The organism is Rhodanobacteraceae bacterium, assembly GCA_024234055.1.
GTDB lineage: Bacteria > Pseudomonadota > Gammaproteobacteria > Xanthomonadales > SZUA-5 > JADKFD01.
Genome location: JACKOW010000001.1, coordinates 547795 through 571122 on the forward strand (window position 1 = coordinate 547795; position 23328 = coordinate 571122).

Sequence of the window (23328 nt, forward strand, 5' to 3'; positions counted from 1 at the left end):
AGTGTGGACCGTAGCCTCCAGTCAAGGTCTGACCACGGTCAAGCCGCGTGCCTGCGGCGAACCGTGTCGGCCCGATTCCGCTCAGGCAGCGGCCGTCAGGTCTGCCGCGCCGGCGATCATGTTGCGCGTGATCAACCGGCAAAAGCGCATCCAGGCTTGCTTGACGTCGGCGGTGCAGCGATCGCCAAGGACCCGCTCCAGGCTGCGCGCCAGGGCCAGCCCGACCAGCAGGTAATGGCTCTGGCGCACGCCATAGCCAACGTGGCGCCGACCCAGTTGCTGCAGCAGCGACTTCAGCCGCTCCGGATCTTCCAGCAGGTCCACAGCTGTGCCGATCATCTGCAGCAGTTTTTCCCTTTGCAGATGCGGATCAGTGACGAATAGCCGGTGTACGCCGGGATCCAGCGCAAACAATTCCTGGTAGAAGGCCTGTGCCAGCGCCGAGGTACTCGGCGTCATTTCGGCGAAACTGGATCGGACGATCTCGCGTTGAATGATCTGCATGTCAAGCTGCTCCTTTGACTGCGCCCTTGCCTGATCAACGGCGCTCGTCAGAGGGATACGCAGCAGCAGGAGGCAACCCGCCAAAAAAATCATTGGGTCAACGGCGGACACCGCTCAGCAGCTCACGACCATTGGCATCCAGCAGCACATAGCCGGCGGGATCCTGCGCACAGCGGTGCAGCACCGTTTGCCCAGGCAGCTCCAGCGGCCGGCGGAAGCGGATGGCCATCTCGCGGGTGGCCGTCCCGCTGTTGCGCGCCAGTTCCGCTTCGATGCGGGCCATGCTGCCGACACCGTGGGCGATGGCGCGGCGGAAGCCGAAAGGGCGAGCCAGCCAGGCGGCCAGATGAATGGGGTTGTAGTCCCCCGAGACGCGCGCGTAGCGGCGGCCGAAATGGGCGGCGAAACGCAGGTCGACCAGGCGTTCGCCCGCCTCGACCTGAACTGGTGGCGCCTCGGCGGGGCGCGAGGATTCGCCACGGGGAGCTCCGCGCACGCGAGTGAAGCAGGCGCTGTCCATCTCGATCAGATCGCGGCCGTTCTGGCTCAGCACCGTGTGCAGCATGAATTCGCGACCGCGCCGACGCGGATGGTCCTCCGTGACGGCGACACTCAGTGCCAGCGGCTGACTCGCATCGATCTCACCCAGGCGCCGAGTGTGGTTGCTGGCATGCACCAGGCCCACGCAGCGCACCGGAAAGTCCGGTTGGTTGATCAGATGGAAATGCGCCGGCTGCGCCAGCACATAGGCATAAGCCAGCGGAAAGTTCTCGCCGCTGCCGACAAAGCTGCGGTAACGCGCCAACGCCTGCGGGTCCACGCGCAGCTTGCCGACTTCCAGTCGGGCTCGCGGAATGGCCTCATCATGGGCCAGGCCGGGTTTGCTGTGTGCCAGCGCATGCCAGTACTCACGGGCCAGGCTGGGTAGTGTATCTACGTACATGAAAATCCCGCGAGTCGATGTCGGCGGTGGCCGCCCAGGGTCAGCATCCAGCAGCGAATGCTGGCACACTCGCGCTGAATGAATCGAGGAGACGCTCCATGCGATTGGCAATGTCAACGCTGATTTCAGCCCTGCTGCTGTGCGCCGGGCTGGCCACCGAGCCCGCAGTGGCTGAGGATCAGGGCGCATCCCCGCTGACACCACAGTTGCTGGATCAGGTGGTCGGCTGGCGCCGCGATTTCCATCAGCACCCGGAGCTCGGCAATCGCGAAACCCGCACCGCCGGCATTGTTGCCGAGCATCTGCGGCAACTCGGCTATGAAGTGCGCACCGGCGTTGCCCACACCGGCGTTGTCGCCTATCTGCGCGGTGCCAGCGAACGCCCGCTGATCGCCATCCGCGCCGACATCGACGCCCTGCCGGTCACCGAGGAAGTCGATCTGCCCATTGCGTCCAAGGCCCAGGCGGAGTTCCGCGGCGAGAAGGTCGGGGTCATGCATGCCTGTGGCCACGATGCGCATACGGCCATGCAGATGGGTATCGCCAGCGCGCTGGCGGCGCAGAAAGACACGCTGCAGGGTTCGATCCTGCTGATCTTCCAGCCCGCCGAGGAAGGCCCGCCCGAAGGCGAGGAGGGTGGCGCCCCGCTGATGCTCAAGGACGGCGTCTTTGCGCCGCCACGCAAGCCAGACGCAGTGCTCGGCATGCATGTGTTCTCGAACATGCACGTGGGCACAGTGGGCGTACGTGCCGGCCCCTTCATGGCCGAATCCGACAGTTTCAAGATCATCGTCAAGGGCGTGCAAACCCATGGCTCGAGGCCATGGATGGGCGTTGATCCGGTGCTGGTGGCTGCGCGCATCGTCGATGGTTTGCAGAGCATCGTCAGTCGTCGCGTCGACATCACCCGTTCGCCAGCCGTGGTCTCGGTGGGCGCGATCAAGGGTGGCATCCGCTACAACATCATCCCCGATCAGGTCGAGATGATCGGCACCGTGCGCAGCTTCGAAATCCCAGTGCGCGACGCCATCTGGGCCGACATCCAGCAGATCGCCGAACACACCGCCGCCGCCCACGGCGCCAGTGCCGAGACCAGTTTCGCCCAGCACACCCTGGTAACCCGCAACGATGTAGCGCTGACCGAACGTCTGCGCCCAGCACTCGCCCGCGCCCCGGGCGTGACCCGGCTCATCGAGATCCCGATGTCCACCGTGGCCGAGGACTTCGCCTATTTCGCCGAGGAAGTGCCCGGTTTCTACTTCTTCGTTGGCGCCACCCCCTTGGATCAGGATCCGGCCACGGCACCATCCAACCATTCCCCCAAGTTCTACCTGGATGAGGGCGCACTGGCGGTGGGCATGGCGGCGATGCTGGAGGTGGTTTCTGAAGCAGTAAAACGTTAAACGTCAAACGTCAATTCGAAGCTGACTCAGGCGGCAACCGGCGCTGCAGTGGGAGCGGCTTCAGCCGCGAATGCTCTGCCAATGTTGGTCTCGGAACGTGGCTCACGTAGTCCATGCAGCGGTCTACCTGACATCGATGAAGCAGAGCGCCTGCCATCGAAGCGCCTGCGGCGAATGGCGAGGAATGGACTTAGAGTCCCGCATACTGCAATCGCGGCTGAAGCCGCTCCCACAGGGTTTGCGTCACGAAGCGCCCCGCGCGGCCAAGTTGACCTACCCAACCAGGCGCGGCGTCGGCGTGCCTGAACACCGGATCAAGGCCTGCTTCTGTTGACGTTTTACCGTTGACGTTTCACTGCTCCTCACCGATTCAAGAAGAAACTGAACACCATGTCCGCGACCAGGATGGCGCAGATGCTCAGGACCACGGCGCGGGTGGTGGCGCGGCCTACGCCTTCGGCGCCGCCGGTGACGGAGAAGCCGGTGGCCACGCCGATCAGCACGATCAGGGCGCCGAAGACCACGCTCTTGATCAGGCCCTGATTGATGTCCCAGGGTTCCAGCACCACCAGGCACTGGTAGAGAAAGCCGGACAGGCTCATGTCCACGGCCGACAGCGCGAACACGGCGCCGCCGACGATGGCGAAGAAATCGGCGATCAGGGTCAGGCAGGGCATCATGATCAGCGCCGCGATCATCGGCGGTGCCGCCAGATAGCGCACCGGTTCAACGCCGATCACGCGCAGCGCATCCACCTCTTGCGATACGGTCATTGAGCCGATTCGCGCTGCCAGCGCCGAGGCGGTGCGGCCGGCGATGACGATGCCGGTGATCAGCGGGCCGAATTCGCGGGTGACGCCGATGCCCAGGCCAACCACGATCGCACTCTCGGCGCCGAAGCGTTCGAGCTGGGCAATGCCATTGATCGCCAGCGACAGGCCGATGGTCACCGCCAGCAGCGCCACGATCGGCACCGCGTCGACGCCGATCTGGCGGATCTGCTCGAACACCGCCTTGATCCGCAGCGGTTGCCCGACCCGCCAGCCGGCAAAGGTGAAATAGAAGGTCTCGATCAGCAGCGCGCCGAAATAACCCAGTTCATCGACCATCCGCACCGTGCCGCGGCCGATCGAGACGATGCCGTTGTAGAGGGGAGTCATGGGGATCCAGGTAAAACGTAAAACGTAAAACGCAAAATGGAATATCGAGAATCCACAGGGCTCACGATGCAGATTGCGTGGCGATGCCCTGATTGACCTTTGTCCTTTGACGTTTCACTCGCCACCCTCATTTCCTCGCCTCTTCCAGATCGGCAAAGATCGGAAACACGCGGTCCAGGCGAGCCAGTTCCAGCACCGCGATGACCGGTTTGCTGACCGCGACCAGACTGAACCTCTGGCTCTTGCCGCGGGCGTTCTGGAAGCCTTCGACCAGGGCGGCGATCCCGGAGGAATCGATATAGGTCACGGCCGACAGGTCGACGGCGACATGCTTGCTGGCGGCCAGCGAGTCCAGGATGCTCTTGCGCAAGCGCTGCGACCAGGACAGATCAACCTCGCCTCGAACCCGGACCAGCCGGATGTCTTGATGGTCTTCGGTAGCACAGTCGTTGACGTCACTCACGGGGGGCTCCTTGCAGCGGAATTCAGGGTAGTCGTTTGATCATGGTCAGCAGATTACCGCCACCCTCTTCGGGGTGTCGGAAAACCCAGTGGTCCATGACACTGTCGATCAGATTGATACCAAGGCCACCGGGGCGGCACTCGGACAAATCGCGTGGCTTGATCAGATTCGGATCGACCGGATCGGCATAGTCGCGCAATTCGAAGCGGACCGCATCGGTATCCAGCCACACCGAGAGTTCCACCCGGCCTTCGCAGCAGCCGCCGTAGGCGTGGCGGATCACATTGGCTACAGCCTCATCCACCGCCAGCACCATGGTCTGCCGCTGCTTCTCGCCAAAGCCGAGCTGGGTCAGCACCTCCGTGACCTTGCGCCTCACCAGTCGCAGGTTTTCCGGGTCGCTGGAGCCGGCCAGGCCGCCCAGATAGCGGGCCGGGGCCCTATCATCGGCGATCAGCATCAATGTGGTGTCGTCGGCGAGGGTCATCTTGCGCAACTGGCCCACGATGGCGCGGACGCGCGCGCGCGGACTCAGGCCTGACACGCGCGAAATCAGATCGCGCACGCCTTCGATGCCGATCGGTCGGCGCTCGGGGCCGCGCACATCGGTCACACCATCGGAAAAGGCATAGAGGCTGCCGCCGGCAAGAGCCACGCGTTCCTCGCGGTATTGAAAGTCACCGAGTATGCCCAGCGGCGGGCCATCGGCTGGCAGCTCCTGCACGCTTTCGTCGGCGCGTCTGAGCAGCAGCGGCGGAAAGCCGGCATTGGCCATCTCGATGCAACTGGTGGCCGGGTCGTAGTAGCCGGCGACGGCGCAGACGAACATGCCCCGGGTGACGGTTTCGCTGAGCTCGCGATTGACCTTGGTCAGCCATTGACCCGGCGGCGTGCCATCGCGGCCGGCCCAGCGCAGGCAGCTCGACGCCCGCACCATCAGCAGCGCGGCGTCCATGCCCTTGCCGGCAACGTCGCCGACGCAGAAGGCGATGCGGCCGTCAGCCAGTTCGAAGTAGTCGTAGAAGTCTCCGGAAATCTCGCGCGCCGGCAGATTCAGCGCGGTCACCGGAAAGTCGCGCCGACGCGCCGGCAGCAGCGTTTTCTGCATCTGCCGCGCCAACTGGAATTCGCGCTTGATGCGGTTCTGTTCGACCAGTTCCCGGGTCAGGCGGGCATTGTTGAGCGCCAGCGCGGTCGGCACGGCCAGCAGCCGCAGCACATTGGCGTCGTGCTGGTCGAACAGGGCGCCGTCGCGCTTGTTCAGCACCTGCAGCGCACCGATGGCGCCGTCGGCGGAATCCAAGGGGGCGCACAGAATGGAGCGGGTGTGAAAACCGCGCTGGTCGCCGAGATAGTCCGGATCAAGACTGGTGTCGCGCACCATCTCCACCCGGTTCGCGGCGATCGCCCGGCCGACGATGCCCTTGCCGCGCTGCACCCGTAGTCCGACCACATCCACCGGTCCGGCGCAGGCGCGGCACTCGATGTCGCCGGTCAGCGGATCGGTCAGAAAGACCGCCGCGGCTTCGGCATTCATGTGATCGGCAATCTGCGAGACGGCGCGCCTGAGGGTCTCGCCCACGTCCATCGAGGCCGCAAAGGCGTGGCTGAAGTCGGCGAGGATGCCGGCCTCCTCCGCGCCGATACCGGCCAGATGGGTGGACGGCGACACGTTTGGCATTTCCTGGCTCACACGCTCGATTCCGGCTTCTGCGGCGAGTTGACGGCCCGCCGCCGCAGTCGACGCCAGGCCCACATGACCGGACCGCTGGCCACATACACCAGCCCGATCATCAGCAGCACCGAGGGTGGATGTGCAGCCACCGGCACAATGGCGACAACGACAACCAGAATCCAGAAGAACGGCACCCGCTCGGGCCAGACCTTGAAACTGAAATAGGGCACGCGCGACACCATCAGCAAGGCCAGGGCCAGTGTCAGCACCAGCGCGAACCAACGCACGCTGCCGCCCACGAAGTCAAAGCTCTCCATGGCCCAGACGAAGGCCATCAAGGCCCCGGCCGCCGCAGGACTGGCCAGTCCGGTGAAGAAGCGCTTGTCGCTGTGCCCGGCCTGGGTATTGAAGCGCGCCAGACGAAGCGCCGCACAGGCAGTGTAGAGAAAAGCGATCAGCCAGCCCAGCTTGCCGGTGAAATTGCCGTACTCGCGCAAGCCCGCCAGCGCCCACATGTAGACCACCAGCGCTGGCGCCAGGCCGAAGCTGATCAGATCGGAAAGGCTGTCGTACTGCACGCCGAACTCGCTCTGGGTGTTGGTCATGCGCGCCACGCGGCCGTCCAGGCCATCGAACAGGGCAGCGACAAAGACCGCGGTCACGGCGGCCACGAACTGGCCGTTGATGGCCGCCACGATGGCATAGAAGCCGGAGAACAGGGCCCCAGTGGTCAGCAGGTTGGGCAACAGGTAGATGCCGGGTGGGCGACGTCGGTTCTCGGGCTCAGGTGCGCTCATCGATCAACTTTGCGATGGCGGATAGCGACCGCCGGAAGCGCGCATTGTATAACTGTGTCGCCCTGACCACCGCGCTTTGTTGCGGCCAGTCTATCTGGACAAGCAGGGCAGCTTCACCCGTTGATTGAAATCGGAGTGGCGTGCGATGCGATGGATAACTGCAATGGTGGTGGTTTCCCTGGGTCTGTCGGCGGCGGCCATGGCGCAGCAGACGGGCAAGACCAAGATGTACAAATGGACCGACGAAAACGGCACCGTGCACTATTCGGCCAAGCCGGACGAGCAGGTGCAAGCCGAGGAACTGGAGCTGCGACGCGGTCCCAGGCGGGAGGCCACGCAGCCTGAAGTGGTGGTTGATTCCAAGGAAGTGGCGCGCTGTCAGATGATTCGCGACAGCGTCCGCAATCTTGAAGGCGGGTCGGACACCCTCGAGATCCAGGCCGACGACGGCAGCACCCGGCCGATGACCGCTGAAGAACGCGGGCCATTGCTGGAGCGCTATCGAGCGGCGCAGGCTGAATGCGACAAATCTGCGGCACCGCCGCCCGCACAATGACATCGCGCCGCAGTGGGCGGCCGGGCGGCGCCAGCCAGTCCGGCCGAGCCAGGCACTGGTTGCTCGGTCTGCTGTTGATCGGCGCAGCTGCGCTTGCCTGGTGGTGGCTGGCGCCTCAGAGCATTCCCGAAGCCGTGCGTGAGCATCTGCCAGAGCCCGTCCAGCCCGCTGCCCGCAATCCGGTGCTGTACAAGTGGAAGGATGATCAGGGCCGCTGGAACATCACCGATCGGCCTCCTGAAGGCCGCAGCTTTGAGGCCATCACCGTAGACCCCGACACCAATGTGCTGCCATCGGGTGTGGCGCCGGAGCAGGATTAGGGATCTCCGGGAGGGGGCGCATCAACTGGGTTCGATGATCCCGGGGTTCGCCGCCTGCGCTTGAGCGATATCGCTGCCCGGCCATCCTTCCGAACGGGAGAATGGCCGGGTGCGCTATCCGCAGCGCCGACGCGGCGGGGCGTCGGAGTTCAGATCGACGAGGATCGTTCCTTCCAGGTCGGTGCCGGCGCGGAGGGCGGTGGTGGCGCCGATGGCGGTGCCGGCGGCGCTACCATTTCGCGGAGCAGCATTCGTTTCTCGGGCGTCTTGACCGACACCAGTTGCGGTACCCGATCGCGTTGCACCTTGACTTCCACCGGTCGTGAGGCGTCGTGGTTGCCAAGCTCGCGCATGGCCTCTCGCGGGTCGCTGACAGCCTTGCCGTCAACTTCCAGAATCACGTCGCCGGGCTGCAGGCCGGCGTAGTCATCACCGTTGATTTCCAGCACCAGCGCGCCCTCGTTGACGCCAAAGTAATGCCCCAGGCCAGGGTTCATCGAGCTCAGGCGCAGTCCGCCGGTGCCCAGGCGGGTCATGATGTTGATGTGCTCGTGGGGTGCATCGCCCAGGGCGCGCTCGACGATGGTCTCGATCTCCTGGTCGAATCCCTCGGGCAGCGGCGCCATGGCCGGCAGGTCCCCGGAATCAAACCAGAAGGCGCGCGCATTCGGGGCCGCCGTGAATTCGATGCTGCCCTGACGCTCCGCCGAGATCTCGCTGTCGAAGGTCTTGCCGTCGCGGCGCACACTGAGCTTGACCTTGTCGCCATCTTTCAGGCCCTTGAGCGATTCCCGCAGCGCCAGCTGCGCCTGGTCGCCGCTGACGCGGGCACCGCGTACCGCGGTAATCACATCTCCGGGCCGAAGACCGGCCTTTTCCGCCGGACCGCCGGGCGTGACACCTTGCACCTTGACGCCCTCGCTGTTGCCCTCGCCCAGAATGACGCCGATCACGGCTCGATCCGGATCGCCGAGGAAGCGGAACATCTGCACGCGGGCCGGGTCTCCGCCCACCTGCGCCGAGAGTTCGGCCACGCGCTTTCCAACCTCGGCCAGCTGCTGTTGCGCTTCACGCAGCTGTTGCCGGATCTGCTCGTTGTCGGCCTTGTCCCCCTCGGCAGCCCAGAGGTTGCCGCTGCCCAGGGCGATGGCCAGCGCCAGCCCCAATCCTTGAAACTTGCGATTCATCGGTGTCTCTCCCAACTCGTGGTTTTTGGTTCAGTGCCTGTGTGCGTGGAGCTATCGACGGTGATCCTTCATCGTCGCCGATGCGGCTTCAGTCCAGGCGAGCCTGCAGCAGCATCGGGCCGGCATCCATTTGTGTGGCGGTTTTCAGTTCTTCGAGCAGGCGCACGCGTTCACGCCAGAGCTGCGCCTGCTGCGGGCCGCGCTCGGCCAGGCCGACATCAATGACGGCGAGGTCGTTCTCGATCGCCCGCTCCCATTGGTATTGGGCCTCTGCCAGCGCCGGGTTGGCCGCGCGCAGGCTGCGGATCTCCGATTCCAGTGCCTGCGAGCGCTGCACCAGGGCATTGACCGGGGCCCCCGCGACCGCCGGCGCTGGTGCCAGCACCGCTGGCGGCTGCAACGCGCTCGGCAGCAGCGCGATTGCCGCCGCGCCGGCGGCGAGTGCCAGCCACCAGGGTGAAGGTGTACGTCGAGTCCGGCGCGATGCTGCCGGCGCCTCGGCCCTGGCGCGGATCTTCGCCCATGCATCGGCGGGCGGCGTCTCCAGCGGCAGCGCGAGCAGCCTGCGCTTCAAGCTGGTATCGACGCGGGATTCCATTGTTCATCCTCCTGATTCAGCAATGTGCGCAGGCGGGCACTGGCGCGCGCCACCTGCGATTTGGAAAAACTCACCGTGCGTTCGAAGGCGTCGGCGATCTCCTCATGGGTGTAGCCCTCGACGTGGTAAAGCCACAGCACCGCGCGCGACAGCGCTGGCAGCTGGCCCAGTGCCCGCTTCAGGTCCTGAGCGCTCACGCTGTCCACCGGATCCGGGCCGCTGTCGCTGAGGTGGTCAAGCATCAGCGAATCGAGCTCGTCCATCGGTCGCCGCCCGCGCAGTCGCATCAAGGCGGTATTGACCACGATCCGCCGCAGCCATGACCAGAACGGTGCTTCGCTGCGGTACTGGCTGACCTGCTCGAACAGTTTCAGGAAACTGTCCTGCAACAGGTCATAGGCCTCGGTCTCGTTACCCAACAATCGCAGCGCCAGGGTGTACACCGGGCGGTCGAACAGGCGATAAACCTGCTCGAAGGCCTCCAGATCGCGGCGTTTCATGCGCGCAATCAGCAAGTCGGGTACGTCGATGGCAAAGGATGAGGTGCTCACAGGCCCATAGGATGCGCCCACGCGGCAAAGGGTCGCAGCGGGCAGAGGTCAGCGGCAGAAGATCATCATCGTTTGCAATTGGGGCAGGGCCCGGCGTCAATGTGAGCCACCTGTTTCGGCCTGAGACTGCCCACGGGCCATGAACCCGGCGCTTGCATGCTTCTGTGGGTCCAGACTTGTCTGGACGCTTTTCGCTCGTTGATGCAGAAGCGTCCAGACAAGTCTGGACCTACAAGAGCCGCGCATTCACCAGCTTATCTCGTGCCCCGTGCCCCACAACGGACAATCAATCACAGGCCCATCACCTCGCCCTCATTGACTGACCGACCAATCGGTCAGTAACATGCGGACATGTCTGAAGCCGCTGACCGCAGTGCCATCGACCGCATCCTCGACGAGGCCGTGCGGCTGTTTGCCGCCCGCGGTTTTGCCGGCGTGTCGATGAACGATCTGGCCACGGCAGCACAGGTCAGCAAGGCCAACATCTTTCATCACTTTGCCAACAAGGATGATCTGTACCTGGCAGCGCTCAAGCATGCCGCGGCGGATTTTCCGAAGGAGCTGGCAGAGCTCACGCGCAGCGCGCCCACGCTGGCCGAGCGCATCCGCCTGTTCGTGGTCTGGCATTCCCGGCGCCTGCGTGAACGTGAGCCGCAAACCCGGCTGCTGCTGCGCGAGTTGTTTGGTGAGGGTCAGCATGGACCGGAGATTGCCCGCGAGATCTTTGGCGACGCCAGGCAGCGTCTGTTGGAACTGGTGGCTTCGGGTCAGGCTTCAGGCGAGTTGCGCGCCGATGTGGAGCCGGCGGTGCTGGCCTTGACACTGGTGGCCGTCGACGTCTTCGGCTTTCTCGCGGGACCGACGCTCAAGGCTATCCCCGACATGGCTTTCGGCGCCGACGGTTGCGTCCTGGCCGAACGCGTGTCTGATCTGATTCTGCATGGCGCGCTGGTGCGCGACCTGCCTGCTGATACTTCTGGAGTGGTGGCATGAGTGCGCGCGGAACCAAACATCTCCTGATCCTGGCCGGCGCCTTGCTGACGCTGGCGGGATGTCACAGCGAAGAGACCAAGCCGGCACCGCGGGGCACGCCGATCACGGCGCAGGCGCCAACGGTGCGCGAGGTGGCCAATGTCGAGCGCAGTGTCGGCGTGATCACCTCGCCGGAATTGCCGTTGGTGAAAGCTGAAGCCACCGGCCGCGTCATCGAACTGCTGGTCGATGCCGGCAGCAAGGTCACGGTGGACCAGCCGCTGGCGCGACTCGACGATGAAGTACAGCAACTGGCGCTGAAATCGGCGCGCGCCTCACTGCGCCGCGCAGAAGTACAGCGCGACAATGCCCAGACCTCGCTGGCCAGACTGGTCGACCTGCGCAGCAGCGGTGCGGTCTCGCAGGGTGCGCTGGATGATGCCCGTGCCGCCGCTGACGCCGCCGTCGCCCAGGTCAACGAGGCCAGGGCCGCGGTGGAACAGGCGCAGTGGGCGCTGAGAATGACCACGATCAAGGCGCCGATTGCCGGCATCGTCCAGCAGCGTCGGGTGGCCGTCGGCGATCTGGTCCGCAGCGGCGATCCGGTGATCGAGCTGGCTGCAGCCTCTGCGCTGCGCGCGGTCTTGCCCTTCCCCGAGACCTTCCTCGGGCGCATCCAGGTCGGACAGCAGGTACGTCTGGTGCTCCCGGATCAGCCTGACACCACCGTGGACGGCCAGATCAACGAACTGCGGCCCATCGTCGGTCGCGACAATCGTGCCATTGAAGCCATCGTCGCCTTTCCCAATCCGGGCAATTGGAAGCCCGGTGGCAGCGTGGTCGGCGAGGTCATCCTCGAAGCCCGGCCCGATGCACTGACCATTCCCATCGAGGCCCTGGTGCTGCGTCCGGCCGGCGAGCTGGTCTATGTGCTGGAGGACGACAAGGTCAAGGCCACGCCGATCGCGGTCGGCGTGCGCACCGGCAGCTACGTGGAAGTGCTGAGCGGTCTGGACGCGGGGCAGCGCGTCGCGGTCAAGGGCGCCGGCTTCCTGACCGATGGCGCGCTGGTGCAGGTGCGCGAGGAATAGGCCGTGACGCGGGCCGACACAGGCAGGCCTGATGTTCAGTGCGCAAGCCGACAATTTTCACTGTTTCTGGTCGCCCGCTCCCGGGTGCTCCCCTCCCCCCGTGCTTTGGGAGCGGGCGACCGGAATCCCGATCTGGGCACTGTGGCTCTCATTGCGAACGGGGCGAAGCCCTCCAGGTGCGCCATGTCCAAGGCGCTGGATTGCTTCGTCGCTGCACTCTCCGCCATGACGCGGCAACAAGTTGCGGGACGGGTGCCAGGCCGATGCGCCGGCGGAAGCATTGGTCCAGGCAGCGTCGATCCTCCAATGATGGTTGCACGCCTGCTCTTGATCTCCCCTTTTCCTTCTTTCCTTTCCCCTTTTCCCTGATCGCCCATGTCCCTGCCTTCGCTCTCGATCCGCCGTCATGTCTTCGCCGCGATGCTCAGCATCGTGCTGGTACTGTTCGGCCTGATCGGCTATCAGCGCATCGGCGTCGATCGCTATCCGCAGGTCGAGTTTCCGCTGGTCTCGGTGGTCACGGTACTGCCCGGCGCCAATCCGGACATCGTCGACACCAGCGTGACCGGCGTGATCGAGAGTGCGGTCAATGCCATTCCCGGCATCGACTTCGTGGCCTCGACCTCCCAGCCCGGGGTGTCGCAGGTGATCCTGCAGTTCGATCTGTCGAAGAACATCGATGTGGCCTTCAACGAGGTCCAGGCCAAGGTCAACACCATCCTGCGGCGCCTGCCGGACGAAGCCGATCCGCCGGTGGTGGCCAAGGTCGAGTTCGGGGCCGATCCGGTGCTGTGGCTGTCGCTGCAGGGTGACCGCACGCTGCAGCAGCTGAATCAGTACGCCCGCAACACCATCAAGAAGCGGCTGGAAACCATCGATGGCGTTGGCCAGGTGCTGCTCGGCGGCCGCCGCGACCGCACCATCCGGGTCGAAGTGGATCTGGCCAGGATGGCGGCCTTCAATGTCGATGCGCGTGATCTGCGCCAAGCCTTCGCCCGTGAACATCTGTCCCTGCCCGGTGGATTTGTGGTCGGTGAGCGCACCGAGCAGCTGCTGCAGCTGGATCTGGAATATCACCAGCCCGAAGTGCTGGGTGAACTGGTGGTGCGCTACGCCGATCCGCTGCCGGTGCGTCTGCGTGACATCGCCACGATTCACGATGATCTGGCCGATTTCCGCGGCGTCGCCCGAGTGAACGGCGAGCCTGCCATCGGTATCGGCATCGTCAAGGTCAGCAATGGCAACACCGTGGCCATCGTCGACAACGTGCTGGAACGCATCGAGCGCGATATCCGCCCGCAGCTGCCCGCCGGCATGACCCTGAACGTGGTCGTGGATTCCGCCCAGCCCATCCGCGCCATCGTCGCCTCGCTGCAGGACCATCTGATCGAAGGCACCCTGCTGGCGGCGCTGGTGGTGTGGCTGTTCCTGCAGAGCATGCGCTCGACCATGATCATCTCGCTGGCCATCCCGGTGTCCCTGCTCGGCGCCGTCGCGGTGATGTACTTCGCTGGCTACACCTTCAACACCATGACCCTGCTGGCCCTGCTGCTGCTGATCGGCGTGGTCGTCGACGACGCCATCGTGGTGCTGGAGAACATCCATCGGCATCTGGAGTTTGATCGGGATCTGGCGAGAGAGGCCGGGACTCGGGACTCGGGACTCGGGACTCGGGGAGGCAGTGAAGCCGGGACTCGGGACTCGGGACTCGGGACTCGGGGAGATCAAGAACCGGCGGTCGGAGGGGCGTTGGCTTCTCCCGAGTCCCGGCCACTTGACGCACGCACCACCGCCGCCATCCGCGGCTCCAACGAAGTGGTCTTCGCCGTGACTGCGGCCAGTCTGACGCTGGTCAGCATCTTTGCCGCGGTGATCTTCCTCGGCGGCATCATCGGGCGCTTCTTCGAGTCCTTTGCGGTGGTGGTGACGGTCGGCGTGATCGTGTCGCTGCTGGTGTCGCTGACGCTGACGCCGATGCTGTGCTCGCGTTTCCTGACCGTCGGTGAGCATCACGGAAAGATCAGCGGGCCCGTGATGGCCTTCTTCGACGGCATGGATCGTCAGTACCAGCGGCTGGTGGACTGGGCACTGACGCATCGCTGGAAAGTGGTTGGCATCGGTCTGTCGGTGGTGCTGGCTTCAGGCCTGATCCTCGGTCATATCGGCGGTGAGTTCTCGCCGCAGCCCGATGACGGTCGTTTCGTGGTCAGCTTCCGCACGCCGCTGGGCTCATCGATCACCCAGACCGACGAGGCCCTGCGCGAGGTCGAGGCAGCGCTCAAGGCCACGCCGGAAGTGCTGCGCATGTTCACCGCGATTGGCCTTGGCGACCTGGGACAGGTCAATCGCGGCATTGCCTCGGTGACCATGGTGCCGCGGAGCGAAAGGTCACGTTCGCAATCGGAAGTGCTGGCCGATTTGCGCGAGCGACTGAATGCCATTCCCGGCATCAAGGCTTTTGCCTCGCCGCCGCCCACCGTGGGTGGTGGCAATGGCCGCGGCGAGCCGCTGCAGTTCAACGTCAGCGGGCCGGAATTGAGTGAAGTGGCCGCCGCCAGTCAGGCCCTGTTTGCACGCCTCGCCGAGATGCCGGAGCTGGGCAAGGTCGATCTGGATCTGAATCTGGACCTGCCGACGCTGCGCCTCAGCGTCGACCGCACCCGCGCCGCCGCGGCGGGTCTGGCCAGTGTCGATATCGCCAGCGCCCTGAACGTGCTGGCCGGCGGTTTCGACGTGGCCAAGTTCTCCGACGAACCCGGCGATGGCGAGCGCTATGACATCCGCATCAAGGCCGCCCCCGGCCAGATCGAATCGCCCCAGGATCTGACCCGGATCTATCTGCGCAGCAGCAACGGCGCCATGGTGCGCCTGGACACCGTGGCCACGCTGACACCCAGTCTGGGCCCGGCCGCGATCAATCGCTACGACCTCAAGTATTCGGCCAATTTCTTCGCCACGCCGACCGGCGTGACCTTGAGCGAGGCGGTGGACAAGGTGCGTGAGGTGGCCGCGGAAGTGCTGCCGGTGGGCTACGAGATCAAGCTGATGGCGCAGGCGCGCGAGTTCGAGAAGACCCTGGGCTACATCAAGTTCTCCTTCGTGCTGGCGGTGGCGCTGGTCTACATTGTGCTCGCCAGCCAGTTCAACTCGGTGCTGCAGCCGCTGATCGTCATGGTGGCCCAGCCGCTGGCGATCATCGGTGGTCTGTTTGCGCTGTGGATCACCGGGCACACGCTGAACATCTATTCGATGATCGGTCTGGTGCTGCTGATGGGTCTGGTGGCCAAGAACTCGATCCTGCTGGTCGATCTGGCCAACCAGCTGCGCGAACAGGGCCAGAGTATCGATGCCGCCCTGCGCGAAGCCTGTCCCAAACGCCTGCGCCCGGTGCTGATGACCTCGCTGACGGTGATCCTGGCCTTGTTGCCCGCCGCCCTCGGTGTCGGCGCCGGCGCCGACGTCAACGCGCCGCTGGCGGTGGCCGTCATCGGCGGCATGATCAGCTCCACGTTGCTGACCCTGGTGGTGGTGCCCAGTGTCTATTCACTGGTGGAAAAGGCGCTGGAGCGGCGAGCGCAGCGGGTGGCTGTGGCGTAGTCCGCCCGAGCGGGCCAAAACAGGTGGCGTGCAATGACGCGTCTTTTGGGGGCGTTTGTTTCCGGAGCTGCTGGCTTGCTTGCAAGATGGCGTCATTGCGAGCGTAGCGAAGCAATCCAGGGATGTGCGGCGCTACCCTGGATTGCTTCGTCGCTGCGCTCCTCGCAATGACGCGGATGAAGTACGATTCTGCCGTGCCCCGTGCCCCGTGCCCCGTTTCTAAAACCCGTAGCGCAAGAACCCGCCATCCACGGCGATGCACTCGCCCGTGATGTAGCTGGCGGCGGGCAGGCATAGAAAGGCCACGGCGGCGGCCACTTCCTCGGGTTCGCCGATGCGGCCCATGGGGGTGCGTTCCAGCACTTCCTCGGCGTAGTCCGGGTCGGCGAGTGCGACTTCCGAGCGTTGGGTGCGGATGTACCAGGGCGCCACCGAATTGACGCGGATTCCGTCCTGGGCCCACTCGCAGGCCAGATTCCGGGTCAGCTGGGCAATCGCGGCCTTGGTCATGCCGTAGGGCGAGCCGGTGCGCACATGGGTGAGGCCAGACACCGAGCCGATGTTGACGATCGCGGTGGCGGCGTGGCGCACCAGCAGCGGATGCGCGAGGCGGGCCATGCCGAAGGCCGAGAGCACATTGTTTTCGAACAACGCCATGACCTCGTCTTCCCCGTAGGCCAGTGTCGGCCGCGGTTGGTTGCCGCCGACATTGTTGATCAACAGGTGCAGATCGGCGCCGATGTCGGCGATCCAGTCGTAGACCTCGAGGCGCTGCTCATGGTCGGACAGATCGGCGGCAAAGGCGCGTACCTCGCGATCGGGGTATTCGTCCTCGAGTTCGGCGCGGATGGCCTCCAGATGATCGGGATCGCGCGCCACCAGCAGTGCATCGGCACCCAGGCCCAGCAGTTCACGGGCGCAGGCGAGGCCAATGCCGCGGCTGGCGCCGGTGATCAGTGCCGTCTGTCCGAGGAGTCGCCAGCGCAGTGTAGTCATCGATCCGGGGTCCCTTGATACGGTCGAGGTCGAAGATTAGCAATCCGGACGGGAATCGGGGGCCAAGCGCGCTGCGCTGTGGAAGAATCAGGGTTTGATCGCTGTCTGGCCCCGCTCATGCGCCCGTTAACGCTCGTTGTCCTGCTCAGCCTGTTGCTTCCCGCCTGCAGTGTTGCCGATCTGAGCGGATGTCCCGAGAAGGACCCGGGCCTGGTCGGCCAGGAAGACGGTCTGGCCGGCCGCGCGGCCACGCTGCCGCGTCCGGATTGCATGCTCGACATCTCTGACCTGCATCGCTACGAAGATGGTCGCAACGAGGGCCTGCGACGCTATTGCACGGCCCAACGGGGATATCAGCTGGGGCTGGAAGGCAAGGCGATCAACACCGAGGTCTGCAGTGGTGACTTCGTCAAGGAACTGGCCCGTGGCCACGCCGTCGGCGACAGCCTGCGCCAGCACTTGAGCCAACGCGATCAGCTGCTGTCGCAGGCCCAGGACATCGAACGCATCGCCGCCGGCCAGGCCGAAGACTCACCGCAGCGCCAGACGCTGCTGCAACAGGCCGCCGATGCCCGCTTCCAGGCCCGCCAGCACGACAACGAAGTCGAGGCCCTGCGCGGTGTCGTGGCGGTGGAGAAGTGGCGCTAGCTGAAAATGCGTTGCTTGGAGTAGGTTGGGCAAAGGCCGCAGGCCGTGCCCAACGATAAGGCAAGCCGCTGTTGGGCACGGCTCCGCCTTTGCCCAACCTACACCTCTGGCCTGCTGCTTCCAGAAGCAGGCCGCAAAGGTCGCGAAGGAAAAGCAGGTCGATCAGGACGGGTCATGTGCCGAGGTGGCGCGGCTCCGACGCGCGCCATCTCTGGTCATGCGAAAGAGCGCATCGCGTCGGCGGCCGCGGCGGGGCTGCGAGGCGCATTCGGACAGGTCTCAGACACCATGCCCAGGCGAGCCCTTGCTACTCATGCTCTTCTTGGCGTCCTTTCTGCTTTTCCTTCGCGTCCATCGCTCTTATCGTGGATAGCCGCCAGGTCCAGGGTCGACGGAGCTACGCCTCCAGTTCCTGCCAGCGGCCATAGGCCACTTCGAGTTCGCGCTGGCGCTCGGCCAAGGCCTGCTGGTCGGCAACGATGACCGCGCCGTCACGTTGGAAGAAGCCGGGTTCGGTCATGGCTGCGGTGCGTTGGGCAATCTCGGTTTCCAGCGCCTCGATCCGTGCCGGCAGCTGTTCCAGCTCACGCTGTTCCTTGTAGCTGAGCTTGCGTCGGGGGCTGGCCGGTGTCGTCGGTGCGGTCGTGACCACCGGCGCGGCGGCCTTTTCCACGGCAGCCACGCGGGCGCGCTCGACGGCCTGGCTGCGCTGCTGTTCCCAGTCGCTGTAGCCGCCGACGAAGTCGCCGATGCGGCCATCGCCCTCCAGCACCAGAGTGCTGGTGACCACCGCATCGAGGAAGGCACGGTCATGACTGACCAGCAGCACGGTGCCGGTGTAGGCCGCCAGCTGTTCTTCCAGCAGTTCCAGGGTTTCGATGTCGAGATCGTTGGTGGGTTCATCCAGGATCATCAGGTTGGATGGCCGGGCGAACAGCCGCGCCAGCAGCAATCGATTGCGCTCGCCACCGGACAATCGCGTGATCGGTGCCCGGGCGCGCTCGGGGCTGAACAGGAAGTCCTGCAGATAGCCCAGCACATGGGTGCGACGGCCACCGATGTCGATGAATTCCTGGCCTTCGGCGACATTGTCGAGCGCGTTCCAGTCTTCCCGCAGCGTGGCTCGGTACTGGTCGAAATACGCCACCTGCAATTGGGTGCCGACGATGATCTCGCCCTGGTCCGGCGTCAGTTCACCCAGCAACAGCCGGATCAGCGTGGTCTTGCCGATGCCGTTGGGGCCGACGATGCCGACGCGGTCGCCGCGCAGGATGGTGGTCGAGAAATCGCGCACCAGCGTGCGACCGCCGATCGCATAGCTGACATCCACGGCGCGCAGCACGCGTTTGCCCGAGGAGCTGGCTTCGGCCACTTCGAGCTTGGCCAGGCCCTGCTGCTCGCGCCGTGCCGCGCGCTCGCGGCGCATGGCTTTCAGCGCCGTGACTCGGCCTTCATTGCGCGTGCGGCGGGCCTTGATGCCCTGGCGGATCCAGACTTCTTCCTGGGCCAGCTTCTTGTCAAACAACGCGTTCTCCATCGCCTCGGCATGGGCGCGCTCTTCCTTGCGACGCAGATAGTTCTGATAGTCGCCGGGCCAGCTGCTGATGCGGCCGCGGTCGATCTCGACGATGCGTGTGGCCAGCGCCTGCAGAAAGGCGCGGTCATGGGTGACGAAGATGATGGCCCCGGAAAACTCGCGCAGGAAATTCTCCAGCCAGGCGATGGCTTCGATATCCAGATGGTTGGTGGGCTCATCCAGCAGCAGCACGTCCGGGCTCAGCAGCAGTGCCTGCGCCAGCAGTACGCGGCGCTTCATGCCGCCCGACAGCGCCGCGAAATCGGTGTCCTCCGGCAGGCCCAGACGCTCCACCGCCTGCGTGGCCCGCGCTTCCAGGGTCCAGCCCTGGGCGGCGTCGATGGCCTCGTGCAGTTCCGACAGCCGTTCGGTATCGACCTCGGGCGCATGGCTGACGTGATGGTATTCGGCCAGCAGCCGCCCGGTGTCGCCGCCGCCGAGCGCAATCACGTCGAACACGGTGCCGGCCAGATCCCGCGGCACCTCCTGCGGCATACGGGCGATACGCAAGCCCTCGCTGCGGGCAATGCGACCGTCGTCGGGGGCGATCTCGCCGGCAATCAGCTTCAGCAGCGTGGACTTGCCCTCGCCATTGCGCCCGACCACGCAGACCCGCTCGCCCGGGTCGATGGCCAGCGTGGCGTCCTTGATCAGCAGCGGACCACCGACCGAATAGTCGATGTTGTTCAGGGTGAGGAGGGGCATGGCTCTATGGGTCAAACGTAAAACGTAAAACGTCAATCAGGGCCGCTCTGATTGACGTTTTACGTTTGACGTTTTACTACTCCAACAGCATCTTCGGCGCCTGCTCGATATTGCTGGACAAGCCGGTCAATGCGTTGAGATCGCGGATGGCGTGTTCGGCGTGGGTCATGGTGTCGGCGACCACATCGACCTGGGTGCTGATGAAATCGGGGTTCTGATTGTTGACCGTCATTTCGCTCAGGGCCAGGATCTTGGCTTCGATGCGTTCGAGTTCGAGATCGACGAACTGATTGTTGGCCTCGGCCGACTTCAGATTGTCCAGGCGCATGGTGGTCGTGGCGATGGCATCGGTCAGCGAGCGCGCCAGGCGTTCGTCGGCGCTGTCCGACAAGGCCGCGCGACGCTGTTCTAGATCCTTGAGCTGCGCTTCCAGGGCGCTGCGATCAGTTTGATCCAGGAATCGCCACAATCCTTGCTGGGCATACAGCAGGCGCAGAAATACCCACAGCAGCTTGTCCAGACCGCCGCCGCGAAGTTCATCGGCCTCGGGCGCTTCCGGGGCGCCGGCGGCCACGCCGCGAGCGATGCGACGCAGGCGCAGGCAACGGTCGCGCAGATCGCGGAAGCGCGCCGCGGGCCCCGGTGCCAGTTCGCTGAGCATGCGTGTCAGCAGTGATTGCGGGTCTTCATCGCGCTGCTCCCACTGTGGATCACGGCCGAGCATGCGGGCATCGATGGCGCGCCGGAACTTGGGCATGGACACCAGACCGGTGAGATACAGCAACTCGCCCGCCGCCAGCAGCGGCAGTATCGCGCCCGGTACCGGGCTGAGCACCGCAAAAGCGGTGCCGGCAAGCAGCGCGAGCACGTTCCAGCGCCAGGTGAAGGCCGCTTTCAGGTAATCGCCAAGGCCAGGAGCCCGGCTGGAGGGTGGGGCAGGGGGTTGCGGTCGCATGCCCCAAGTATGCGGGGAAGTGACCGGATCATGCACGGGGTCCGGCTCGCGCATTGCCGATCATCGCGGGCGAAGGCCAGATGCTCACCGCAATGGACTCACGCGGAGGCGCGGAGATCGCGGAGAAAGCACCACGTCAAACGGGCCTCTCCATGAACCCATATCGCAACTTATCGATGTGTCATTGCGAGGAGCGCAGCGACGAAGCAATCCATGGTATCGCCGCACGCCCCTGGATTGCCTCCCCCGGATCAAGTCCGGGGTCGCAATGACGCTTGGGGTTCATGGCCCGTAGGCAGTGTCGGGCCGACACAGGTGGCTCGTAATGACGCCTTCGCGGCCCGCCTTTACTGCATTGAACTCGGCGGGTGCTTGCCATCCATTGAGCTGCCTCAAGCGAGGTCCGACGGCGGCCTTTATGATCGACGCCATGGATCAGGAGTGAATGATGACGGCACCGAAGCGCTTTACCCGGGTTGAAGATGCGGTCGCATTCGTCCGCGAAAGATTGGGCAAGCACTGGAATGCCGCGGCGCCGCTGGGTCTGGGCAAGCCCAATCGATTGATCAATGCCTTGTATCTGGCGGCCAAGGCCGATTCCTCGGTGCAAATGACGCTGATGACCGCCCTGTCCCTGGCCCGCCCCAATCCCGCCGGCGATCTGGAGAAGCGCTTTCTCGGGCCGTTCGCCCGGCGCTGGTGGGGCGATGACTATCCGGATCTGGAATATCTGAAAGACGTGCGCGCCAACCGTGTGCCGGCCAATATCGAGATTCGCGAGTTCTATCTGCAATCGGGCTCGATGCTGGGTCGGCCCGCCGCGCAGCGCAACTATGTCAGCGTCAACTACACCCATGTGGCGCGCGATGTCGCCGCCACCGGCGTCAATCTGGCGCTGCAACTGGTGGCCCGCCGCGATACCCCGCAGGGGCCCCGCTACAGTCTGTCCTGCAACACCGATACCACCATGGATCTGCGCGACCGCCTGCGGGCGCAGGGGCGGAATATCACCATCATCGGCGTGGTCCATTGTGAGCTGCCATTTGTGGGCAACGATGCCGAGGTGGGCGAGGACTTTTTCGATGCCATTCTCGAATCACCGGACGAGGCGCATCGCTTGTTTGGGCTGCCGCGGCAGCCGGTGGAGCCGGCCGAATACATGCTCGGTCTGCACGCCAGCGCCCTGGTCAAGGATGGTGGCACCCTGCAGATCGGAATTGGTGCGCTCTCCGACGCCATCGTCTACGGCCTGAAGCTGCGCTGCAGTGACAACGCCAGCTACCGCAACACGCTGGAACCCATGCTGGATGCCGGTACTCGCCTGCTGGTGCAGTCGGTCGGCGGTCTGGAGCCGCTGCAGGCAGGGCTCTACGGCGCCAGCGAAATGGTCATGGACGGCTTCATGGAGCTGCATCAGGCCGGCATTCTCAAGCGCCGCGTCTACGACTATCTGCCGCTGCAGAATCTGCACAATCGGCGCCAGATCGGCAATGTGTTGCGTGCCGACGATATCGACATGCTGGTTGAATCGGGCGTCTATCCGCGGCCATTGACGGAGGATGCCGTGCAGACCCTGATCGGCTTCGGGCTGCTGCCGGCCGGCAGCGTCATGGCCGATCGCGATCACCTGCGCCTGCCGGATGGCACGCTGGTCGACGCGCTGCTGCCCGAGGGCGCTGCCCGCGATGCGGTGGCAGCGGCCATTGACGGCGTGCGCCTGGCCAACGGACGCTATCTGCATGGCGCCTTCTTCCTCGGCTCGCACGCCTTGTACGACTGGATCCGCGGCCTCAAGGGCGAAGACTTCGAGGGCTTCTGCATGACCCGGGTCTCGCATATCAACGAGCTCTACGGCGGTCAGGAGGCGCTGCAGCTGGCGCAGCGCCACGAGGCCCGATTCTTCAACACCTGCATGATGCACACGGTGCTGGGCGCGGCGGTCTCCGATGCGTTGGAAAACGGTCAGGTGGTCAGTGGTGTCGGTGGGCAGTACAACTTCGTGGCCATGGCCCATGCCGTACCCACCGGGCGCTCGGTGCTGATGCTGCGCGCCACCCGCGAGAGTGGCGGCGAGGTCCAGTCGAACATCCTCTGGAACTATGGCTACACCACCATTCCCAGGCATTTGCGTGATCTGGTGGTCACCGAATACGGCGTCGCCGACCTGCGTGGACAGAGTGACGAGGAGTGCATCAAACGCATGATCGGCATTGCCGACGCCCGTTTCCAGGACGAACTCGCGGCCCGTGCGCGCAGTGCCGGCAAGCTCGATACCGCCTGGAGCATTCCCGAACGTTACCGGCGCAACACTCCGGAACACATCGTTCAGGCGCTCTCGGCGGCCAAGGCCAAGGGGCTGTTTCCGCTATTCCCCTTCGGCGCCGACTTCGATGCCACCGAGGAGAAGCTGGTCAAGGCGCTACGATGGCTCAAGAGCAATACCCAGCAAACCCTGAGCCGGCTGGGCACGATTCTGTCGGCCCTGGGTGCCTCGCCATCCAGCGCCGAACAGACTTGCCTGGCACGGATGGGCTTCGATCAGCCACGCAATCTGCACGAGCGCCTGTATGCCCGGCTGATCACCCTGGCGCTGCGCCGCAGCGCGGAATAAGGCACAGGGCCCGGCAGAAG

The 23328-nt window shown here is 64.9% G+C and carries 20 protein-coding genes; 8 read left to right on the forward strand and 12 right to left on the reverse strand.

Annotated elements, in window-relative coordinates:
* Window positions 1-81: 81 nt before the first annotated feature.
* On the reverse strand, window positions 82-504 hold the full coding sequence (locus tag H7A19_02205) for a hemin receptor (GenBank protein ID MCP5473634.1): 423 nt from the start codon (window positions 502-504) through the stop codon (window positions 82-84).
* A 97-nt stretch (window positions 505-601) separates the two neighbouring features.
* Entirely contained in the window at window positions 602-1447 is an 846-nt protein-coding gene (locus tag H7A19_02210) for a hypothetical protein (protein ID MCP5473635.1), read from the reverse strand.
* 98 nt (window positions 1448-1545) lie between these two features.
* Here H7A19_02210 and H7A19_02215 point away from each other — a divergent pair, with 98 nt between their 5' ends.
* The gene (locus tag H7A19_02215; GenBank protein ID MCP5473636.1) at window positions 1546-2850 is read left to right on the forward strand and encodes an amidohydrolase; all 1305 of its coding nucleotides are present in this window, start codon (window positions 1546-1548) and stop codon (window positions 2848-2850) included.
* 362 nt (window positions 2851-3212) lie between these two features.
* Here H7A19_02215 and H7A19_02220 read toward each other — a convergent pair whose 3' ends face one another.
* From H7A19_02220 to pssA, 4 genes are all read right to left on the reverse strand, one after another.
* Window positions 3213-4010 carry an ABC transporter permease gene (locus tag H7A19_02220; GenBank protein MCP5473637.1) on the reverse strand — a complete coding sequence of 266 codons (798 nt, stop codon included), beginning with the start codon at window positions 4008-4010 and terminating at the stop codon, window positions 3213-3215.
* 127 nt (window positions 4011-4137) lie between these two features.
* Window positions 4138-4473 (reverse strand): STAS domain-containing protein, encoded by a 336-nt coding sequence (locus H7A19_02225; protein MCP5473638.1) that lies wholly within the window; start codon window positions 4471-4473, stop codon window positions 4138-4140.
* Window positions 4474-4495: 22 nt separating this feature from the next.
* Window positions 4496-6145, reverse strand: a complete 1650-nt coding sequence (locus H7A19_02230; GenBank protein MCP5473639.1) for a SpoIIE family protein phosphatase — start codon at window positions 6143-6145, stop codon at window positions 4496-4498.
* 17 nt (window positions 6146-6162) lie between these two features.
* The gene (gene pssA, locus H7A19_02235) at window positions 6163-6945 is read right to left on the reverse strand and encodes a CDP-diacylglycerol--serine O-phosphatidyltransferase (protein MCP5473640.1); all 783 of its coding nucleotides are present in this window, start codon (window positions 6943-6945) and stop codon (window positions 6163-6165) included.
* A 145-nt stretch (window positions 6946-7090) separates the two neighbouring features.
* Here pssA and H7A19_02240 point away from each other — a divergent pair, with 145 nt between their 5' ends.
* The gene (locus H7A19_02240; GenBank protein MCP5473641.1) at window positions 7091-7501 is read left to right on the forward strand and encodes a DUF4124 domain-containing protein; all 411 of its coding nucleotides are present in this window, start codon (window positions 7091-7093) and stop codon (window positions 7499-7501) included.
* A complete protein-coding gene (locus tag H7A19_02245) occupies window positions 7498-7821 on the forward strand; it encodes a DUF4124 domain-containing protein (GenBank protein MCP5473642.1) in 324 nt (107 codons plus the stop codon). The genes H7A19_02240 and H7A19_02245 overlap by 4 nt, the downstream gene beginning before the upstream one ends.
* A 149-nt stretch (window positions 7822-7970) precedes the next feature.
* Here the strand turns inward: H7A19_02245 and H7A19_02250 are convergent, their stop codons facing one another.
* The 3 genes from H7A19_02250 to H7A19_02260 form a co-directional block, all read right to left on the reverse strand.
* Window positions 7971-9008, reverse strand: a complete 1038-nt coding sequence (locus tag H7A19_02250; GenBank protein ID MCP5473643.1) for a PDZ domain-containing protein — start codon at window positions 9006-9008, stop codon at window positions 7971-7973.
* An 88-nt stretch (window positions 9009-9096) separates the two neighbouring features.
* Entirely contained in the window at window positions 9097-9606 is a 510-nt protein-coding gene (locus H7A19_02255; protein MCP5473644.1) for a hypothetical protein, read from the reverse strand.
* Window positions 9579-10106, reverse strand: coding sequence for a sigma-70 family RNA polymerase sigma factor (locus H7A19_02260; GenBank protein ID MCP5473645.1), 528 nt, complete (start codon window positions 10104-10106; stop codon window positions 9579-9581). The genes H7A19_02255 and H7A19_02260 overlap by 28 nt, the downstream gene beginning before the upstream one ends.
* 402 nt (window positions 10107-10508) lie before the next feature.
* Here H7A19_02260 and H7A19_02265 point away from each other — a divergent pair, with 402 nt between their 5' ends.
* The 3 genes from H7A19_02265 to H7A19_02275 all read left to right on the forward strand — a co-directional run bounded on the left by H7A19_02265 (window position 10509) and on the right by H7A19_02275 (window position 15817).
* Window positions 10509-11150, forward strand: coding sequence for a TetR/AcrR family transcriptional regulator (locus H7A19_02265; GenBank protein MCP5473646.1), 642 nt, complete (start codon window positions 10509-10511; stop codon window positions 11148-11150).
* The gene (locus tag H7A19_02270; protein MCP5473647.1) at window positions 11147-12220 is read left to right on the forward strand and encodes an efflux RND transporter periplasmic adaptor subunit; all 1074 of its coding nucleotides are present in this window, start codon (window positions 11147-11149) and stop codon (window positions 12218-12220) included. Before H7A19_02265 ends, H7A19_02270 begins: the two co-directional genes overlap by 4 nt.
* Window positions 12221-12595: 375 nt before the next feature.
* Entirely contained in the window at window positions 12596-15817 is a 3222-nt protein-coding gene (locus H7A19_02275) for an efflux RND transporter permease subunit (GenBank protein ID MCP5473648.1), read from the forward strand.
* 219 nt (window positions 15818-16036) lie between these two features.
* Here H7A19_02275 and H7A19_02280 read toward each other — a convergent pair whose 3' ends face one another.
* Entirely contained in the window at window positions 16037-16813 is a 777-nt protein-coding gene (locus H7A19_02280) for an SDR family oxidoreductase (protein ID MCP5473649.1), read from the reverse strand.
* A gap of 117 nt (window positions 16814-16930) precedes the next feature.
* Between H7A19_02280 and H7A19_02285 the strand changes: the two genes are divergently transcribed.
* Entirely contained in the window at window positions 16931-17461 is a 531-nt protein-coding gene (locus H7A19_02285) for a DUF2799 domain-containing protein (protein ID MCP5473650.1), read from the forward strand.
* Between the two features lie 397 nt (window positions 17462-17858).
* Here H7A19_02285 and H7A19_02290 read toward each other — a convergent pair whose 3' ends face one another.
* A complete protein-coding gene (locus tag H7A19_02290; protein ID MCP5473651.1) occupies window positions 17859-19742 on the reverse strand; it encodes an ATP-binding cassette domain-containing protein in 1884 nt (627 codons plus the stop codon).
* 76 nt (window positions 19743-19818) lie between these two features.
* The gene (locus H7A19_02295; protein ID MCP5473652.1) at window positions 19819-20697 is read right to left on the reverse strand and encodes a hypothetical protein; all 879 of its coding nucleotides are present in this window, start codon (window positions 20695-20697) and stop codon (window positions 19819-19821) included.
* Window positions 20698-21142: 445 nt separating this feature from the next.
* Between H7A19_02295 and H7A19_02300 the strand changes: the two genes are divergently transcribed.
* Window positions 21143-23308, forward strand: coding sequence for an acetyl-CoA hydrolase (locus H7A19_02300; GenBank protein MCP5473653.1), 2166 nt, complete (start codon window positions 21143-21145; stop codon window positions 23306-23308).
* Window positions 23309-23328: the final 20 nt, after the last annotated feature.